We start from the raw sequence: 17,277 nt of genomic DNA, 5'->3' as shown, positions 1-17,277 counted from the left end.
CGAGTTAGTCTGTCGGGTGAGCCCTTCAGCATTATTCGCCTGACAAGGCATGTAATTTGCGAACCTCCAAGGCGAATTTGCCTTTCAAGGTGCCGTGGCGTGTCAGTTTGGGACAACATTAATGCGGATGATCTGCTGCAACGGCAGATTAACTGGAAACCGGCAGGCGCATCGCTCGGTTTTGTCGCCGGCACACTGTTGATTCTGGCGCTTTTTCACAATGTGCTACCCAAGTTCTACCCTAACTGGGTTCCGGGCAATTGGCGGCTGTATATGCCTTTGGCGGCCGCCATCGTGTTTGCGTTGGCGCTTGTGCGAACACGGTATTCAAGTCTGACGGCCATTATGGCGGCATGCCTGCGCGCTTCGGCTGTCGGATTGACGGTCCTGCTCATCGTGGAACGTCCTGACTACACTTTGGCGCAAGTTGAGAATGCTGCCCGCGAAGTTGCCTACGTGAACACGGCCTATTTCTTGGCCCTTGCCCTCTCCTTGGTCGCCTGGTTCCGCCCATCGTTCATCGTGCCGACGGCAATATACCTGATCTCGACGCGAATGCTGGTGACGCAGATTTCCGGCCTGGAAATGTCGTTCCTGGACATCCGCTACATGCTGGATATGGCGCTTTACCTGGGTGTGTTCGGATTGATGGCCGTCACGGTTGGCCCTCGTATCCATCCCTGGCTTGGGCATACGGATCGCCAGAACGAGATTGTTGGCGTTGTTTTCGGTCTTCACCTTGCGAACTATTTCTGGTCCGGTTTTGCAAAGGTCGTTGCTGGTCCGACGCCATGGTACTGGATATTCGAGAACCAAACCTACAATCAGATCCCTTATACGATCGAAAGCGGTATCCTGCCGATCGGGCACATCCCGTGGCTCACGGAGCTCGCCTATCAGGTCTTCCGCTTTGTCCATGTGCCGATGAACCTGGTGATCGTGGTCGCACAGCTGTTTGCAATCGTTTGCGTCTTCCGCGTCAGCTGGCTGAAGGTCGCTTCGGTCATGTACGAGCTGCTGCACATTGGTATCTACGTGCTTGGCGGCCTGTTTTTCTGGCCCTGGGTTTGGAACAACATCACCGTCTGGTGGGCTGCGCGGACTTCAAAGGAGGGGCTCAGTTGGCGCACCAAGCTTGCCTGTGTCGCAACCATCTTCCTTGGGGCGCCGGCGCTGCATCTCAATGAAGCTGCATTCCTGGCCTGGTTCGATGTCGCCGATGCCCGGCAGGTCTATTTCGAGGCCGTCACGGAAGATGGTCGCGCCGTGAAGGTTCCCTCGGCCTTCTTCAACAGCCACTCCTATTCGATGTCCCACGCTTACTTCGGTTCCCAGGCAGTGGAAGGGCAGTATGATCACACCATGCTCGCATCTTCAGACTCCGTGGAGCGCAATGAGGCAGACGGGCGCTGCATCTCGCCATCATCGCTGACTGACCGGCTTCCGTTGGAAACCGAAGAGGCGCGCCTGGCGCGGCAGGAGCGCATGCGGCGGTTCATCGTGGCGCACCATGAGAAAATGCTGGCCCGTGAGGATGCATTCGGCAAAGGCAGCTACTATTTTCATGTGCACCACCACCCGAGCAATCCGTTCCTGTACCCTGAATTCAATGCGCTTTCTCTGCATGATGTTGTTGGCTACCAGCAGGTGATCGAATCCAGCTGCCACAAGCTCGTGAAGGGCCACGTCGAAAAGCGGGTGCTGGCGCGGGATACGGAGTACGTCGATGTTCGCTGATCAGGGAACTTTCATCGTTTATGACGGCGAATGCCCGTTTTGCTCCGAATATGTGAAGCTGCTGCGTCTGCGCGATGCTGTGGGCCCGGTACAGCTCATCAGCGCGCGGGAGGATCATCCGGCAGTCCTGTATGCGGTGTCCCAGGGCATCGATTTCGACCAGGAAATGGCGCTGATCATACACGGGGAGATCTATTCCGGCCCCGAATGTATGCACCGCCTCGCGCTGATGAGCACGGGCGCCGGCTTTTTCAACGCCATCATGGCCCGTGTTTTTGCCTCGCGCACGGCGTCTCGCTTGCTGTACCCAGTGCTTCGCATGGGCCGTAACATCACGCTGCGCCTTATGGGGCGGCGGAAGATTGCAGCGACGGAATAGGGCGCCGGCGGCTTGCCGTTACGCAAGTGGTTTCGCCGCGAGGCAGTTGCGTTAGCAATTACAGGCTATTCCACAGCAGGCGCGGCCTTGCGGTGGGCGGCGAATGGACAAATATAAGGGCATCTGCCAATCCTGCAGGTGGCGATTCAGCCCTGATCCACAAGGCCATTTTAAATGTCGACATCTTATCAGACCGCTCTCAACCTTGTCCCGATGGTCGTCGAGCAGACGAGCCGCGGTGAGCGCGCGTTCGACATCTTCTCCCGTCTCCTCAAGGAACGGATCATTTTCGTCACCGGCGGTATCGATGATGGCGTCGCGGCGCTGATCACTTCGCAGCTCCTGTTCCTCGAATCCGAGAACCCGAAGCGCGAAATCGCCATGTATATCAACAGCCCCGGCGGATACGTCTCCTCCGGCCTGGCGATCTACGACACCATGCAATACGTCCGCTGCCCGATCTCGACGGTCTGCATTGGGCAGGCAGCGTCCATGGGGTCGCTGCTTCTGGCGGCAGGTGAGAAGGGGATGCGTATCGCCCTTCCGAACGCCCGTGTCATGCTCCACCAGCCTTCGGGTGGCTATTCCGGCGTTGCGACCGATATCGAGCGCCATGCCGAGGAAATCATCGAACTCAAGCGCCGGCTGAACAACATCTACGTTAAGCATACCGGTCAACCTTACGAAAAAGTCGAGAGAACGCTCGATCGCGACACCTTCCTTACGGCTGAAGAAGCCATGGAGTTCGGGATCGTCGACAAGGTCTATGAACGCCGCACCGCTGAAGACGATAAATAATCCGCGTTCTTTCAAGGTGCGGCCCAGCCCTTGCAGGGCAGGCGAACAACTATATTGTTTAAAAAGGAACCGTACTCCGGTGGGCCTTAAAGCCCATGTTAAACCTTGTACGGCAATGAGGACCGCATGACCAAGCAAACCGGCTCCGGCGATTCGAAGAACACGCTGTATTGTTCCTTCTGCGGGAAGAGCCAGCATGAGGTTAAGAAACTCATTGCCGGCCCAACAGTGTTCATCTGCGACGAATGCGTCGAACTCTGCATGGACATCATTCGCGAGGAAAACAAAACCTCCGCGATCAAGTCCCGCGACGGCGTCCCGACGCCTCAGGAGATTTGCGATGTCCTGGACGATTATGTGATCGGCCAGCGCCACGCGAAGCGCATTCTCTCCGTCGCCGTGCACAACCATTACAAGCGCCTCTCCCATGCCGGCAAGTCCGATGGGGTTGAGCTGTCGAAATCCAACATCCTGCTCGTTGGCCCCACGGGTTGCGGCAAGACGCTGCTCGCGCAGACGCTGGCGCGTATCCTGGATGTGCCCTTCACGATGGCGGACGCCACCACGCTCACCGAAGCTGGCTATGTCGGCGAGGACGTGGAGAACATCGTCCTGAAGCTGCTTCAGGCCGCCGACTATAACGTTGAACGCGCCCAGCGCGGCATCGTCTACATCGACGAGATCGACAAGATCAGCCGCAAGTCGGACAATCCGTCCATCACCCGCGACGTGTCGGGCGAGGGCGTCCAGCAGGCGCTTCTGAAGATCATGGAAGGCACGGTCGCTGCCGTTCCGCCGCAAGGGGGCCGCAAGCACCCGCAGCAGGAATTCCTTCAGGTCGACACGACCAACATTCTCTTCATCTGCGGCGGCGCATTTGCCGGCCTCGAGAAGATCATCGCCGCGCGCGGTGAGAATGCCTCGATCGGCTTCGGCGCCACCATCAAGAGCGGTGAAGAGCGCGGCGTTGGCGCAACGCTCCGCGAAGTGGAGCCGGAAGACCTTCAGAAGTTCGGTCTGATCCCGGAATTCATTGGCCGCCTGCCGGTTCTGGCAACGCTGGAAGATCTCGACGAGAAAGCCCTCATCCAGATCCTCACCCAGCCGAAAAACGCCCTGCTCAAGCAGTACCAGAAGCTGTTCGACATGGAGAGCGTCCAGCTCACCTTCACGCCCGAGGCGCTCACGGCAGTTGCCCGCAAGGCCATTGTCCGGAAAACCGGTGCCCGCGGCCTGCGTTCGATCATGGAAGCGATCCTGCTCGACACGATGTTCGAGCTGCCCAACCTGCGCGGCGTGGAAGAAGTGGTCATCAACGGCGAAGTCGTCGAAGGCAATGCCGAGCCGCTCTACGTCCACGCTACCAAGAACCAGACCGAAGCAGGCTGATCGTCTGTTTTCCTTGAGATTAGTTAGGAAACCCCCGGCCCCTGCGCCGGGGTTTTCTTTTGTCGCATTCCCGGTTTGGGTTTTCGCTTGGGTTGACGCGTAAACTCCGCCAGAATGATAGACCAAGGTGCGCTAGAGGGGGCTCAGGTGTTGGTCAGGTCGATCATTTGCCGTTTTGCGATGGGCGCGGTGGTGCTTTTTGCCGGGGCGCCTCAATTGCCCAGCCAGGTCACGTCGGCACAGGCGATCGAGCGTTACTCGGCGGAATCCCTTTGGCTGTCGCAGGCCGGTCTTTCCATGCAGAATTTCGTCGGGATGCTGGAGCCAATCTTTGATGTGACGATCGCTCTCACCAGCGATGCTCCTAGCGAAGAAAGCTATCAAAGTCAGGCAATCACGGCGATTGAAACGGCGCGCTCGCGCCTCGGGATGATCCATGAAAACGCGGTCTGGATGATTGAGGCGCTGCCAGACCGTCCAGTTACCACCAATCGTTTGGCCTCTGAGCTGATTGGCAAGGTTGGTGATCCCAAGATGCGTGCCGGTGAACTTCGGGGCATGTCCGATGCGATCATCTCAAACTTTGAGGCATCGTTGAGCGGTGATGCCATTGCGCGCGATCAAGGGCTACTTGCGGTGGTTGCGCTTTTGGATGAACTCGCGCTGATCAATGATTTTGTCGTTGAAATCGAAGCGGCTCATGTGGAGGGTGGACATCCCATCATGGTTCACGCGCTGCGGGCGGACAAGGAATCGCTCCGATCAATCGTTCGCGTGCGTCAGTTGGAGTTTACCATGGGGCTGTCAGCTCCGGGGGATGCAGTCGGGCAAGCCACAGCAGCTTTGGTCGAATCCGTCAAAGGGATGCGCACTGAATCTGATCGGGCGGTTCGCGAAATCGCTGCCTACAAGCGGCAGATGGCGGGAAATCCGTATTTCAGCGAGCGTGAAAAGAAACTCCTGAAAGAATATCAGGATACAGAGGAAGTGCGCGCGCGATTTGTTTCCGCCATGGGGTCGGTGATCTATCAGTCCACGCGCCCGGACATCGATCCGGATGCTTTATCTGGCAGCATGGAGAAAGCCTTCGCGCTTGTTCCTTACATGGATCCGGCGCACAGGGAATCTGAGAAATCCCGGGGACGGTCGGCGATGCCGCCGCCGGATACGGGCGCGGCTGAGGGCAGCGCAAATCTCTAGACAGCACTATTCAGGCAGGTGCACGGTTAGGACGTCGATCCTCGGCGGCATCAGGAAGCGCAGCGGCACGCCGACCATGCCGGTCCCCGTTGTCACATAGACCAGCCGCTCCCCGCTGGGGGACTGAAACCGGTGCAGCTCCTTGTCGAACGGTCCGGTAACCGGCAGCACCTTTTGGTAAAGCCCCGGAATGCGAACCTGGCCGCCATGCGTATGTCCGGCCAGCATCAGGTCATAGCGGAAGTCTTCCGGTACAGTCAGCGCCGTATCCGGATTATGTGTCAGCAGCAGAACAGGCACGCCATCTGGCAGGCTGGCGCTGAAGCCGAAATCCTGCTGGCGTTCCCAAAGGTCTGAGGCCCCGGCAACGATTATGCGGTGTCCCGCGATTTCTGTGTCGATGGCGCGGTTGTGTGCCACGCGCGCTCTGGTTTCCTGGAACATCCGCATCAGCGGCTCGGTCAGGTTTTCTCCGGGAAAGCCGACATCATGATTGCCGAGCACAGCGAAGAGCGGCGCATCGAGTGTTGCCAGCGCAGCGAAGTCCTCGGGAATATCCTCCGGCTCCGGATGATAGGTCAGGTCTCCGGCCAGGAACACGGCATCAACACCTTCGGCATTGATCTGCGCCACGATCCGCTCAATCGGCATCGCATTCTTGAAAATGCCAATGTGTGGGTCGCCAAAGAGCGCAATGCGGATGGCAGGGGAGGATGAATTCGCTCCCGGCAGCAGGATCGTTTCGCGGTGCACCGTCAGCAGGCGTGGTTCGGCAAAGCGTGCCCAGGCAAGCGGTAGCGAGAGCAGCAGCGCGCCCATCGCCGCGTAGCGCAGCCATCCGCGGCCGCGCAACGCCACCCAGAGACAAGCAAGCGCAAATGGCCAGAAGGCGTGGGCGCCATAATAGAGCGTCAGCTTGAGAAGTGTCATGCACTCAGCGGTGGCATGGCTTTAAGGCAGAGAAAAGGCCGGCATGCGAACATGCCGGCCTCTGCCCCAGAACTGATACCCCGCGTATCAGTTCTTGTAGTACATGTCGAACTCGACCGGGTGCGGATGGAGTTCGTATTTCATGTTCTCTTCCATCTTCAGTTCGATGTAGGCATCGATCTGATCGTCGTCGAACACGCCGCCTTTCTTGAGGAAGGCGCGGTCCGCGTCGAGCGCGCCGAGAGCTTCACGCAGCGAGCCGCAAACTTGCGGGATCTGCTTGGCTTCTGCCGGCGGCAGGTCGTAGAGGTCCTTGTCCATCGCGTCGCCGGGGTGGATCTTGTTCTCGATGCCGTCGAGGCCCGCCATCAGCAGGGCAGCGAAGGCGAGGTAGGGGTTCGCCATCGGGTCCGGGAAGCGGGTTTCGATACGCTTGGCTTTCGGGTTGGAGCCGAACGGAATGCGGATCGAGGCAGACCGGTTGCGCGACGAGTAGGCCAGCATCACAGGCGCTTCGTAGCCCGGGACCAGACGCTTGTAGGAGTTGGTCGACGGGTTGGTGATCGCGTTCAGGGCCTTGGCGTGCTTGATGATGCCGCCGATGTAGTAGAGGCAGGTCTCGGAGAGGTCTGCATACTTGTCGCCAGCGAACAGCGGCTTGCCATCTCTCCAGATCGACTGGTGAACGTGCATGCCCGAGCCGTTGTCCTTGTACATCGGCTTCGGCATGAAGGTTGCCGTCTTGCCGTAGGAAGCGGCCACCTGGTGGATCACGTATTTGTAGAGCTGCATGCGGTCAGCCATGACCGTCATCGTGGAGAATTTCAGGCCAAGCTCGTGCTGGGCAGGCGCCACCTCGTGGTGGTGCTTTTCCGGTTCAAGGCCGATTTCGCCCATGATGGAGAGCATTTCTCCGCGCATGTCCTGCTCGGAGTCGATCGGCGGAACGGGGAAGTAGCCACCCTTCGGGCCAGGGCGGTGGCCCATGTTGCCGGTCGGGTACATCTTGCCGGTGTTGGCCGGAAGTTCGGTCGAGTCGAAGGCGTAGCCCGTGTTGTGCGGGTCGGTGGACCAGCGTACATCGTCGAACACGAAGAATTCTGCTTCCGGGCCAAAGAAGGCGGTGTCGCCCACGCCGGAAGCGGCGAGGTAGGCCTCAGCTTTCTTGGCGGTCGAGCGCGGGTCGCGATTGTAAGCCTGGCCCGAGATCGGATCGAGAATATCGCAGAAAACGACGAGCGTGGATTGCTGGAAGAAGGGGTCGATAAACGCACCCGTTGCATCCGGCATCAGGAGCATGTCGGACTCGTTGATGGCTTTCCAGCCGGCGATCGAGGAGCCATCAAACATCTGGCCATCTTCGAAGAAGCTGCGGTCCACCATGTCCTTGTGGAAGGTCACGTGTTGCAGCTTACCGCGCGGGTCGGTGAAGCGCAGGTCCACATACTGGACGTCCTGTTCCTTCATAAGCTTGAGAAGATCATCTGCCATTTTTTTTGCCTTCTATGAGGTTTTCTTCGGTGCGGGGTGTTTTGCGGGGCCGGTCGCTTGCTGGTCCCGCAGGGATCGATCAGAGCGCCGAGTCGCCCGTCTCACCTGTGCGGATGCGAACGGCATCGATCACGTCAGAGACGAAAATCTTGCCATCGCCAATCTTGTCGGTGTGCGCTGCTTTCTTGATCGCTTCGACTGCACCTTCGACTGCGCTGTCAGCCAGCACAACTTCGATTTTGAGTTTGGGCAGGAAGTCGACGACGTATTCTGCGCCGCGGTAGAGTTCAGTGTGGCCGCGCTGGCGGCCGAAGCCTTTGGCTTCGATGACGGTCATGCCTTGCAGGCCGATCTCCTGCAGCGCTTCCTTCACATCGTCGAGTTTGAAGGGTTTGATGATCGCTTCGATTTTTTTCATTGCGTGGTTCTCCCCAGCCGCCGGGTTTGATGTCTATTCGTGCGTATGAGGTGTTCCCGCCTGAAGCGATAGGGGGGCTCCACCATTTTGGTCAGGCGCGATTACAAGATTAAAAATTGGGCATCGGTGATTAAACGGTGGGCACTCGGATTTTCACGGAAAAGCAGGAAAATGACGCTAGCGTCACTTTTTGGCGACGCCAGATTGTGCTACGTCGCGTCAACCTTATGAAGTGTGGGGAATGATCGAAATGGCGTTTGGTGATCTTGATATCAATGTTCATCCGGAGCGGAAACGGTCCCGTTTCCAGCCGATCAAGGCGTGGCATCACATGCAGAAGCTGATCGCCAACAAGGAAGACACCGAACAGGTATTCCACATTATCGAAGCGCTGAATGGCCGTTCCTTCGAAAAGAACTTTGCCGCCTTTGTGAAGAGCCCGGAGGGATACCGCCTCCTGAAGGAGCGTACTTATCTGCCGCCAGTCCTGGACGATCATTCCTGGATCAAAGCGCTGCCGGAAGGCACTGTCGGACGCGCCTATGTCGAGTTCATGGAGCGGGAAGGTCTCACCGCCCAGGGCCTCGTTGAGGAGAGCGCCAAGCATCGTGCCGGCGTTGCTGATTACGACGACGACTATCTCTGGTTTGGCAATCGCCTGCGCGACACGCACGATCTCTTTCACGTCCTGTCTGGCTACAACCGTGACGCACTCGGCGAAGCCTCGCTGCTCGCCTTTACCTACAGCCAGAACCCCGGCAATGGCGTTCTGTTCATTGCCTTCATGGGCTGCCGGACGATTGCAAAAAACGCGCCCAAGTCTGCACGAATCATGGATTGTTTCTGGGAGGGTAAGCGCAACGGTGCGGCTGCTCAGAGAATCATGCGTCAGGATATCGTAGAACTCATGAAAGAACCGCTGGAAGCCGCGCGCGAGCGTCTTGGCATCAAGCCGCCGGCCGCCTACCGCCGCGCGCTCGAAATCCTTACGGCCCATGGCTACACCGCTGCCACCCAGCTTGAAGATGCCGGTAAGGCGCCGGCGCAGGCCGCCGCGTGATCTTCCTGATCCGTCACGGCGAAGCCGCCGCCAGCTGGGGTGACCATCCCGATCCTGGCCTCAGCGATCTCGGTAAGGGGCAGGCGGTTGCCGCGGCCGATATTCTCTCACGTGCGGGCGCCGCCCGCGCCGTAACCAGCCCGATGCAGCGCTGCCGTGAAACCGCGCAGCCCTTCGAAGCGCAGGCCGGCCTTGTCGCGCGTGTCATGCCGGAGGTCTCCGAGATTTCGACGCCGGACGGTATTGCCGACCGTGTCTCCTGGCTGCGCGGACTTATGGCTGGCACATGGACTGAAGCCGGGCCGGAATTTGTCGCCTGGCGCCAGCGCATGGCGAATGCTGTGTCGGCATTGCCCGATGGCATGGCCGTCTTTTCGCATTTCGTGGCGATCAATGCGCTGGTCGGCGCGTTGGAAGGGGACGACCGCGTGACGGTCTTCCGTCCGGGCCATTGTTCGGTCACGCGGCTCGAGCGCCGGGGCGGCGTCTTGCGCGTTGCAGAATACGGGAGCGAATCCGCAACCCGCGTGCTATGAGGCCTTCATGGGAAGGCCTATTCTGACACCGCAGGAGATGCTTGCCGCTGAGCAAGCCGTGTTCAACAACGGAACCGACGGGTTCACCCTGATGCAGAGGGCAGGCGAGGCGGTAGCCGAATTTGTCCACGCGCATTGGCCCAATGGGAGCATCCAGGTCCTTTGCGGGCCGGGCGGAAATGGCGGCGATGGGTTCGTTGCGGCGGCCAAGCTCGCTGGTTTCTGGCGCAAGGTCGAAGTCTACTGCACCCATCCGGTCAGCGAGTTGACAGGTGACGCCGCCAAGGCCGCCGCCCTGTGGGAAGGTCCAGTCCACAAGCTCGAAGATGCGCTGAGCACACAGCCCGACCTCATCATCGACGCGCTCTATGGCGCCGGCCTCACACGTCCTCTGGAGGGGCCTGCCGCAATGCTTGCCCTGCGCGGTGGTCGCGTAATATCCGTGGACGTACCATCCGGCGTAGATGGCTATACTGCCCGCCCGCTGGGGCCTGCCTTCCAGGCTGAGGCGACAATCACCTTTGCGGCGCTGCGTCCGGCCCATGTCCTGTTGCCGGGGTCCGCCTTTTCCGGCGCCATAATGGTGGTCGATATTGGCGTGCCTGTGCAGACAAAACTCATGGAGAACTCGCCATTGCTCTGGCATGGCCAGCTGCCTCAGCCAGGCTTTGGTGTCCATAAATACCAGCGCGGCCACCTCAAGGTCGTCAGCGGCGGCCCCTGGAATACGGGCGCGGCGCGCCTCACGGCGCGCGCCGGACTGCGCGCCGGGGCAGGGCTCGTCACCATGCTCTCCCCGCCAGAGGCGGCCGGTGTTCATGCCGCTCACCTCACGGCCATCATGCTCGCCCCCTTTCAGACGGCGGATGATCTTGCCGCCTATGCGGCCCGCTCCACGGCAATGGTCATCGGCCCGGCGGCAGGGCTCAATGAGGCGACGAAACATAACGTCGAAGCCATCCTCAAGAGCCCGGCGCGCGTCCTGCTGGATGCTGACGCGCTCACGGTTTTTGCCGATGATCCGGCGGCCCTGTTCAAACAGCTCCGGCCAACGGACATCATGACCCCGCATGATGGCGAGTTTGCCCGCCTCTTCGGCGACCTGCTCACCACCAGCGACAATAAGGTGGAGGCTGCCCGCGCCGCTGCCGCAAAGGCTGGCTGCATCGTCCTTCTGAAAGGCGCAGACACTGTAATCGCCCAGCCCGATGGCAACGCCGTCGTCAACACGCATGCGACCCGGTGGCTGGCGACAGCAGGTTCAGGCGATGTGCTTGCCGGCATTATCGCGGGCTTCATGGCGCAGGGCGTGGACACGTTCATGGCCGCCGCCATCGGCGCCTGGCTGCATGGAGAGGCAGGCCGCCGCTTCGGCGCAGGCCTTATCGCGGAAGATATTGAGCATGTGCTGCCCGATATCCTCGGTGCGCTACATGGCGAGACGGATTAGGCCTCGTCAGATCGGCCGCGCCATCAGGCGCGCGCCGGGGCCATAGATGTCGAGGATGCGCTGCAGCTTTGCCGGGCTGACAGCGGTGTAAGGCACATACCCCATCTTGTCCCAATAGCTGCCTGACTGGCCCACCGCGACCAGGCTCACGGCATCAAAGCCCATCCGGTCGGCCTGCGCGTAGGCGTCCTCCAGCATGGCGCGGGCAAGGCCCGATCCGCGTGCCTCTGGCAGCAGTGCCATGTCGTGGATGTAGAAGCAGTCGGGATCCGGCAATGTCTCGGGGAAATTTTCATTGTTCACCGGCGTATCGCCCAGCTTCCAGGGGAAGCACACCAGATAGCCGACCGTTCGGTCCGCCATGAGTGCCACCCGGAAATGCTCGCCAAACCGCGCCAGCCGATCCGCGAAGACGGCTGGCGTCTCCAGCAGGTCGGGTGTGAAAGCTTCGGCCTGCACCTTCACGACCGAGGCGAGATGTGCGCCCGTCATAGGCACAATGCGGAATGTGGTGTCAGTCTGCATGGGAAAAGCCGCGATGAGGAGGGAGGTCTGCTGCCCATATGGCCATCAGGTCTTTTCTCGCCAATCACATCAAGCAGTGGATTCATAGCGACAGAAGCGCCCAAAGTCCGTTGCGGCTGGCCGCGGCCTCGCGTAGGAAGCCCCCACACGCGGATGTGGCGGAATTGGTAGACGCACTGGATTTAGGTTCCAGCGCCGCAAGGTGTGAAGGTTCGAGTCCTTTCATCCGCACCACGGACGGCCTTTCCGTTACGTCATATTCAGGCACTGCATATCCCGCGAAGCTAGCGTGGACAGGGCCTTGTGGCTGTGACATAAGCCGCCGCTTCAGGCAGGATAAGCAGGCTCCGGGCGCGCATGACGGCGTGTGCCGCGCCGCCCAAATAGACGGAAGAATGTCTCATGGAAGTGACACAGACCAAGGCAGAAGGTCTTAGCCGCACCTTTACGATCAAGGTGCCGGCCAGCGAGCTGCAGGCTAAGCTCGATGCCCGCATCGAAGAGGTCCGCCCCCAGATGCGCCTCAAGGGCTTCCGCCCTGGCAAGGTGCCGGCGGCTCACGTGCGCAAGATGTATGGCCGCGACCTGATGGGCGAAGTCATCGACAAGCTGGTCAATGAGACGAACCAGAAGGCTCTTGAAGACAATTCGCTGCGCCCCGCTGGCCAGCCGAACGTCAAGATGGAAGCCGACATCGAGAAAGTCGTCGCCGGCCAGGAAGACCTTGCTTACGACATGCATGTCGACGTGATGCCGGAATTCACCCCGGTGGACGTTGCCACGCTTACGATCGAGCGTCCGGTTGCCGAGATCGCCGACGAGCAGATCGACGAAGCCCTCAAGCGCATCGCTGAGCAGAACACGAAATTCGAAGCCCGCGCCGAAGGCGAAGCTTCTGTCGACGGCGACGCCGTGATCGTCGACTTCGTCGGCAAGATCGACGGCGAAGCCTTCGACGGCGGCACTGCTGAGCAGCAGGCTGTCGTCCTCGGCTCCAACCGCTTCATCCCCGGCTTTGAGGAGCAACTCGTCGGCGTGAAAGCTGGCGACGAGAAAGAGCTGACCGTTTCCTTCCCGGAAGACTACCCGTCGGCTGAGCTGGCAGGCAAAGCCGCTGTATTCGAAACCAAGGTTCACGAAGTCCGCGCCCCGCAAACGCCGGAAATCGATGACGAATTCGCCAAAGGCCTAGGCCTGGAAAGCGCCGAGCAGCTCCGTGGCCTGGTGAAAGACCAGCTCGCTGGTGAGCACACCGCCGCTTCCCGCTCCAAAGCCAAGCGCGACCTGCTCGACAAGCTCGACGCAGCTCACGACTTCGACCTGCCGCCTGGCATGGTCAATCAGGAGTTCGAGCAGATCTGGGGTCAGCTCCAGCGCGAGATGGATGCCGGCCGCGTTTCCGATGAGGAAAAAGCGAAACCCGAAGACCAGCTGAAAGAAGAGTATCGCAAGATCGCAGAGCGCCGCGTGCGTCTCGGTCTCGTGCTGGCTGAAGTCGGCCGTCTGGCAGACGTGCGCATCTCCGAAGCTGAAGTGAACCAGGCCCTCATCCGCGAAGCCCGCCAGTATCCGGGGCAGGAACGTGAAGTCGTCCAGTTCTTCCAGAAGAATCCGGCTGCCATGGCCCAGCTGCGCGCTCCGATCTATGAGGACAAGGTCGTCGACTACATCCTCGAAACGGCAAAGGTTGAGGATAAAACTGTCAGCCGCGACGAGCTGTTCAAAGAAGACGAAGAATAAGTTCAACCCTTACAGGGTATTGCAAGCCGGCCGGTCGAAAGACCGGCCGGTTTTGTTTTGCACGGGGTTCTTTCCGTTCGGTCATTTTGGTAAATTGCTGTTAACCGGCTTCGGCGAGGTTGCCGGTATATTTTGAGCGGGATTCTATTAACCTATGAGCGTGCAGAGCCTTCGGCCCCAACTCACCCAGCAGGACATTCACCGGCTGATGAAAGGCGAGTCGCCCGAGCAGCGCGCGTCGGTGGCGCATCGCCTCTGCCGCCGTATCGGCCTTGATGTGCTCAGCGACAGCGAGAAGCAGTACGCGCAGGAAATCATCAAGATCCTCGCCGCGGACGCTGCAGACCTCGTTCGGCGCACGCTGGCCGTTACCCTGCGCTCATCGCCGCTTATCCCGCGTGAGATCGCGCTGAAGCTTGCAAGGGACATCGAAGCCGTTGCCATCCCGATCCTCGAAGAGTCGCCCTCCTTCACGGAGGATGACCTCGTTGAGCTGGTCCTTTCCGTCACCGCAGCCAAGCAGGCGGCCATTGCCGGCCGTGACGGCCTGTCCATCACAATCTCGGAGATTGTCTCCGAGCATGGCTCTGTCGAGGCTGTCCGCGCCCTCGCCAACAACCAGACCGCCGAGCTGAGTGACAAGGCCTTCGGCGATACCATCGCTCGGTTTGGTAGCGACGAGATCATTCAGGCCGGCCTCATCCGGCGCGACTTCATTCCCGTGCATATCGCGGAGAAGATGGTCTCCCTCGTTTCCGGCCAACTGTTCGACATGCTGGTCAACCGTCACGAGCTGCCGGCCCAGCTGGCGATCGACCTGGCCGCCAGCTCCCGTGAACGGGCGACGATCGACCTGGTAGAGCAGGCGGGCCGCTCCCACGATTTGCCGCGGTTCGTGTCGCAGCTGAACCTCAATGGCCGCCTGTCGCACTCGCTCATCATGCGCGCTCTTTGCTGCGGCCAGATGCCGTTTGTGGAGCATTCCCTGTCGGAGCTGTCAGGCGTCGCCCACCAGCGCGTCTGGCTGATGATCCACGATGCCGGCCCGCTCGGCCTTCAGGCGGTGTTCGATCATGCGGGCCTGCCACGCAAGCTGCTCCCGGCCTTCAAGGCAGCGGTCAATGTGTACCATGAGACCGAGCATGACGGCGGCCCGAACGACCGCGCGCGTTTCCGTGCCCGGATGATCGAGCGCGTGCTGACGCAGTTCCAGGCGATCCCGAAGGACGATCTGGACTATCTGCTCGACAAGCTGGATTTCTATTCCGAAATGGCTGCCCGCGAAGAGGCTGCTGCCAGCGGTACCGGAACCGACGCGGCTTAAGCGTCCGTACGCGGAGCAACTGCTCCGGCAATGCCTGTTTCTTCAAGGAAGGTGCCGTCACGCCAATTGGCGTTATCGGCCACCACGAGGATGCCCGATTCCCGCGCGACCATCACGATTTCCTGAAGGTCGGGCGAGGCTTCCAGCTCGTCAGCGTCCACGCGGATCGTGTCGATCATCAGGCGCAGGCCCTCGGTGAGCGGCGTGTGCCAGGAGCGGCGCATGTCGATGCCGACGCGGAAGCCAGCCTTGCGCAGGCGCGCCACGCGGCTGGCGCAATCCACAGTTTCGGCGGCAAAGGCCGTGTCGGGGAACATCAGGCAGAATTCCTGCTGGCACATGCTCGTGCGGCGGATGGCGGCGTCGCAGGCAACAGCCGTGTTCGCATTCGACAGCGCGGCCATCGGGGCAGGCACAAGGATCGGGCGTCCGATGCTCATGTCTTCCCACGCGGCTGAGGCGATCCGGCTGAGGCGATCGGCCAGCCATTTGGCGGCGTCGGCTTCTGGCGCTTTCAGACCGGCGGGGCCAAAGCTCACGCGCTCTTCAAACTCGATGGCTTCTTCCGCGGCCATGCCCAGCATGTCGCCCGCGAGCAGGTGCACCACCGGCACGAACCGGAGATGGTTCTGCTGGCTGCGCAAGGTCGTGGTCGGTGTATTCAGGCTGGTCACGCGAAGATTCCTCAAGAACAGTTTCTGGCTATTGCCTTCCCTAACGGAGCAAGCTGAACATCACGCGGAAGAGACCCGGCGAATTTTCCGGAAATTGGACATAAAGAGGCAAAAATGAACGCCCAGACACCGCCTGAAGCCAAGCTGTCAGCGACAATTCTTCTTTTGAGAGAAGGGGTTAACGCGCCTGAGGTGCTGATGGTGAAACGCCATTACCAGATCGACTTTGCCGCTGGCGCGCTGGTGTTTCCGGGCGGAAAAGCTGCCAAGGGCGACACCGATCCGGGCTGGGACGCCTATACCGACGGTGATTTCGGCCCCATTCAGCAAGACGCGCGCATCGCCGCCATTCGTGAAGCCTATGAAGAGTCCGGCATCGTGCTGGCGCGCCATCGCTCCGCGCGTGGGCCCGGCGCCCCGCTCGTAAGCGCAGAGATTGCCGACAAGCTCGCGCCCTTCCGCGCGGCGAGCGATCGCGGCGAAGTTCAGTTCCTCGATCTCATCCGGGAGCATGACCTGGCGCTGGCGCTCGATGGCCTGGTTCATTTCGGCCACTGGATCACGCCGGTCATGATGCCCAAGCGTTTCGATACCCATTTCTATATTGCTCCGGCGCCGGATGGTCAGATCGCCGCGCATGACGGGCGTGAAACCACCGATGCCGTCTGGCTCTCGGCCACTGAGGCGCTGGAACAGGAAAAGGCCGGCAAGGCCACCATCATCTTCCCGACACGGATGAACCTCGTGAAGCTTGCCCATGCAACATCCATGGAAGATGCAAACCGCCGTTTCGCCAGCGAGCCTGTGGTCACGGTCCTGCCAAAGCCCAGCAAGACGGAAAGCGGTGAGCCCTGCCTGCTTATCCCGGAAGAAGCCGGTTACGGGCAGACCGTCGAATTGCTCTCGAACGTAAAGGTCTAGTCGCTAGCTCGCGTTAGCGAGCTTCAGCGTCACGCGGTCTTCCAGCGCTTCGCATACGGCGTCCGCCACTGACTCGCTGCCTTCGCCCTGCGGGCCGGCGGCGACGGCTGCGCGGCAGGCTTCGATGTGCAGGTTGATCAGCGCAGCATTCTCGCCGGGGCGTGTGCCGCTCAACAGGGTGCAGAGCGAGCCACACAGGCGCGACACCGCCGGAAAGCCATAGGAGGGCGCTGCGCCGCGAATATTGTGGGCGCAGGTGTAGAGGCTGCGATAATCGTCGGCGCTCGCCTGCGGTTTCTGCGCCACGCGCCAGGCGTCGCGCATCTTCTCAAGGTCGTTGCGCATCCAGCCTTCGAATTCTTCGGTCAGCGCGTCGAGCGCTTCCTCGGCCTGCGTTTCCATGTCTGCCGGGGCTTCCGGCTCAAGGTCTTCGGCTTCGGAAACGTCTTCGAGGGTGAGGTCTTCGTCAAAGTCGTCGAAGGATTCGGCAAAGGCGTCTGCCTCGGGCGCCGTTTCCAGTTCTGGCTCGAATTCCGCTGCCATCTCAGGTTCGGGCAGGGGATAGCTTGCCTGCGCGCCGGATGCCTTGATCACCCGCGAAATGTCGGGTGTGACCACCGCCTGTGCCGGCTTGCGTCCGCTTTTGCCTGTATCAAGAACCTTGAGAAACTTGCCCAGCATCACACACCCCCAGTTTCTGAGCGT

17 protein-coding genes and 1 tRNA gene are annotated in these 17,277 nt (G+C 60.5%); 12 read left to right on the top strand and 6 right to left on the bottom strand.

Features of this window, described 5'->3' with window-relative positions; translation table 11 throughout:
• Nucleotides 1-99: 99 nt before the first annotated feature.
• From K1X12_RS13405 to K1X12_RS13385, 5 genes are all read left to right on the top strand, one after another.
• Nucleotides 100-1,737 carry a hypothetical protein gene (locus K1X12_RS13405; RefSeq protein WP_220988068.1) on the top strand — a complete coding sequence of 546 codons (1,638 nt, stop codon included), beginning with the start codon at nucleotides 100-102 and terminating at the stop codon, nucleotides 1,735-1,737.
• Entirely contained in the window at nucleotides 1,727-2,116 is a 390-nt protein-coding gene (locus K1X12_RS13400) for a DCC1-like thiol-disulfide oxidoreductase family protein (RefSeq protein ID WP_220988067.1), read from the top strand. Before K1X12_RS13405 ends, K1X12_RS13400 begins: the two co-directional genes overlap by 11 nt.
• Before the next feature lie 174 nt (nucleotides 2,117-2,290).
• Entirely contained in the window at nucleotides 2,291-2,914 is a 624-nt protein-coding gene (locus K1X12_RS13395; protein ID WP_220988066.1) for an ATP-dependent Clp protease proteolytic subunit, read from the top strand.
• Nucleotides 2,915-3,040: 126 nt separating this feature from the next.
• Nucleotides 3,041-4,303 (top strand): ATP-dependent Clp protease ATP-binding subunit ClpX, encoded by a 1,263-nt coding sequence (gene clpX / locus K1X12_RS13390; protein ID WP_220988065.1) that lies wholly within the window; start codon nucleotides 3,041-3,043, stop codon nucleotides 4,301-4,303.
• A 150-nt stretch (nucleotides 4,304-4,453) separates the two neighbouring features.
• Nucleotides 4,454-5,503: a hypothetical protein gene (locus K1X12_RS13385; protein WP_220988064.1), complete on the top strand. Its 1,050-nt coding sequence runs from the start codon at nucleotides 4,454-4,456 to the stop codon at nucleotides 5,501-5,503.
• 6 nt (nucleotides 5,504-5,509) lie between these two features.
• Here the strand turns inward: K1X12_RS13385 and K1X12_RS13380 are convergent, their stop codons facing one another.
• From K1X12_RS13380 to K1X12_RS13370, 3 genes are all read right to left on the bottom strand, one after another.
• On the bottom strand, nucleotides 5,510-6,433 hold the full coding sequence (locus K1X12_RS13380) for a metallophosphoesterase (RefSeq protein ID WP_220988063.1): 924 nt from the start codon (nucleotides 6,431-6,433) through the stop codon (nucleotides 5,510-5,512).
• Between the two features lie 87 nt (nucleotides 6,434-6,520).
• Nucleotides 6,521-7,924 carry a type I glutamate--ammonia ligase gene (gene glnA / locus K1X12_RS13375; RefSeq protein WP_220988062.1) on the bottom strand — a complete coding sequence of 468 codons (1,404 nt, stop codon included), beginning with the start codon at nucleotides 7,922-7,924 and terminating at the stop codon, nucleotides 6,521-6,523.
• 79 nt (nucleotides 7,925-8,003) lie between these two features.
• On the bottom strand, nucleotides 8,004-8,342 hold the full coding sequence (locus K1X12_RS13370; RefSeq protein ID WP_220988061.1) for a P-II family nitrogen regulator: 339 nt from the start codon (nucleotides 8,340-8,342) through the stop codon (nucleotides 8,004-8,006).
• 241 nt (nucleotides 8,343-8,583) lie between these two features.
• Here K1X12_RS13370 and K1X12_RS13365 point away from each other — a divergent pair, with 241 nt between their 5' ends.
• Genes K1X12_RS13365 through K1X12_RS13355 form a run of 3 tightly spaced genes read left to right on the top strand, consistent with a single transcriptional unit; the run spans nucleotide 8,584 to nucleotide 11,388 of the window.
• The gene (locus K1X12_RS13365; RefSeq protein WP_225907983.1) at nucleotides 8,584-9,402 is read left to right on the top strand and encodes a Coq4 family protein; all 819 of its coding nucleotides are present in this window, start codon (nucleotides 8,584-8,586) and stop codon (nucleotides 9,400-9,402) included.
• Nucleotides 9,399-9,938 (top strand): histidine phosphatase family protein, encoded by a 540-nt coding sequence (locus tag K1X12_RS13360; protein WP_220988060.1) that lies wholly within the window; start codon nucleotides 9,399-9,401, stop codon nucleotides 9,936-9,938. Before K1X12_RS13365 ends, K1X12_RS13360 begins: the two co-directional genes overlap by 4 nt.
• 7 nt (nucleotides 9,939-9,945) lie before the next feature.
• Complete coding sequence (locus K1X12_RS13355) at nucleotides 9,946-11,388, top strand: NAD(P)H-hydrate dehydratase (RefSeq protein WP_220988059.1); 1,443 nt, start codon at nucleotides 9,946-9,948, stop codon at nucleotides 11,386-11,388.
• Between the two features lie 6 nt (nucleotides 11,389-11,394).
• Here K1X12_RS13355 and K1X12_RS13350 read toward each other — a convergent pair whose 3' ends face one another.
• On the bottom strand, nucleotides 11,395-11,913 hold the full coding sequence (locus tag K1X12_RS13350) for a GNAT family N-acetyltransferase (RefSeq protein WP_220988058.1): 519 nt from the start codon (nucleotides 11,911-11,913) through the stop codon (nucleotides 11,395-11,397).
• 149 nt (nucleotides 11,914-12,062) lie between these two features.
• Here K1X12_RS13350 and K1X12_RS13345 point away from each other — a divergent pair.
• The 3 genes from K1X12_RS13345 (at nucleotide 12,063) to spbR (ending at nucleotide 14,977) form a co-directional block, all read left to right on the top strand.
• Nucleotides 12,063-12,147 (top strand) — tRNA-Leu (locus K1X12_RS13345).
• Between the two features lie 168 nt (nucleotides 12,148-12,315).
• Complete coding sequence (gene tig, locus K1X12_RS13340; RefSeq protein WP_220988057.1) at nucleotides 12,316-13,653, top strand: trigger factor; 1,338 nt, start codon at nucleotides 12,316-12,318, stop codon at nucleotides 13,651-13,653.
• 154 nt (nucleotides 13,654-13,807) lie between these two features.
• On the top strand, nucleotides 13,808-14,977 hold the full coding sequence (spbR, locus tag K1X12_RS13335) for a SpbR family protein (RefSeq protein WP_220988056.1): 1,170 nt from the start codon (nucleotides 13,808-13,810) through the stop codon (nucleotides 14,975-14,977).
• On the opposite strand, the gene K1X12_RS13330 is transcribed toward spbR, so the two are convergent.
• On the bottom strand, nucleotides 14,974-15,651 hold the full coding sequence (locus K1X12_RS13330) for an EAL domain-containing protein (RefSeq protein ID WP_220988055.1): 678 nt from the start codon (nucleotides 15,649-15,651) through the stop codon (nucleotides 14,974-14,976). The genes spbR and K1X12_RS13330 overlap by 4 nt on opposite strands.
• 114 nt (nucleotides 15,652-15,765) lie before the next feature.
• Here K1X12_RS13330 and K1X12_RS13325 point away from each other — a divergent pair, with 114 nt between their 5' ends.
• Nucleotides 15,766-16,572: an NUDIX hydrolase gene (locus K1X12_RS13325; RefSeq protein WP_220988054.1), complete on the top strand. Its 807-nt coding sequence runs from the start codon at nucleotides 15,766-15,768 to the stop codon at nucleotides 16,570-16,572.
• A 3-nt stretch (nucleotides 16,573-16,575) separates the two neighbouring features.
• Here K1X12_RS13325 and K1X12_RS13320 read toward each other — a convergent pair whose 3' ends face one another.
• Nucleotides 16,576-17,253 (bottom strand): Hpt domain-containing protein, encoded by a 678-nt coding sequence (locus K1X12_RS13320; RefSeq protein WP_220988053.1) that lies wholly within the window; start codon nucleotides 17,251-17,253, stop codon nucleotides 16,576-16,578.
• Nucleotides 17,254-17,277 lie beyond the last annotated feature (24 nt).

The organism is Hyphomonas sediminis (assembly GCF_019679475.1).
Classification (GTDB): Bacteria; Pseudomonadota; Alphaproteobacteria; order Caulobacterales; family Hyphomonadaceae; genus Hyphomonas; species Hyphomonas sediminis.
Note: the sequence above shows the minus strand (reverse complement) of the source record. Positions and strands in the feature narration are given on the sequence as shown.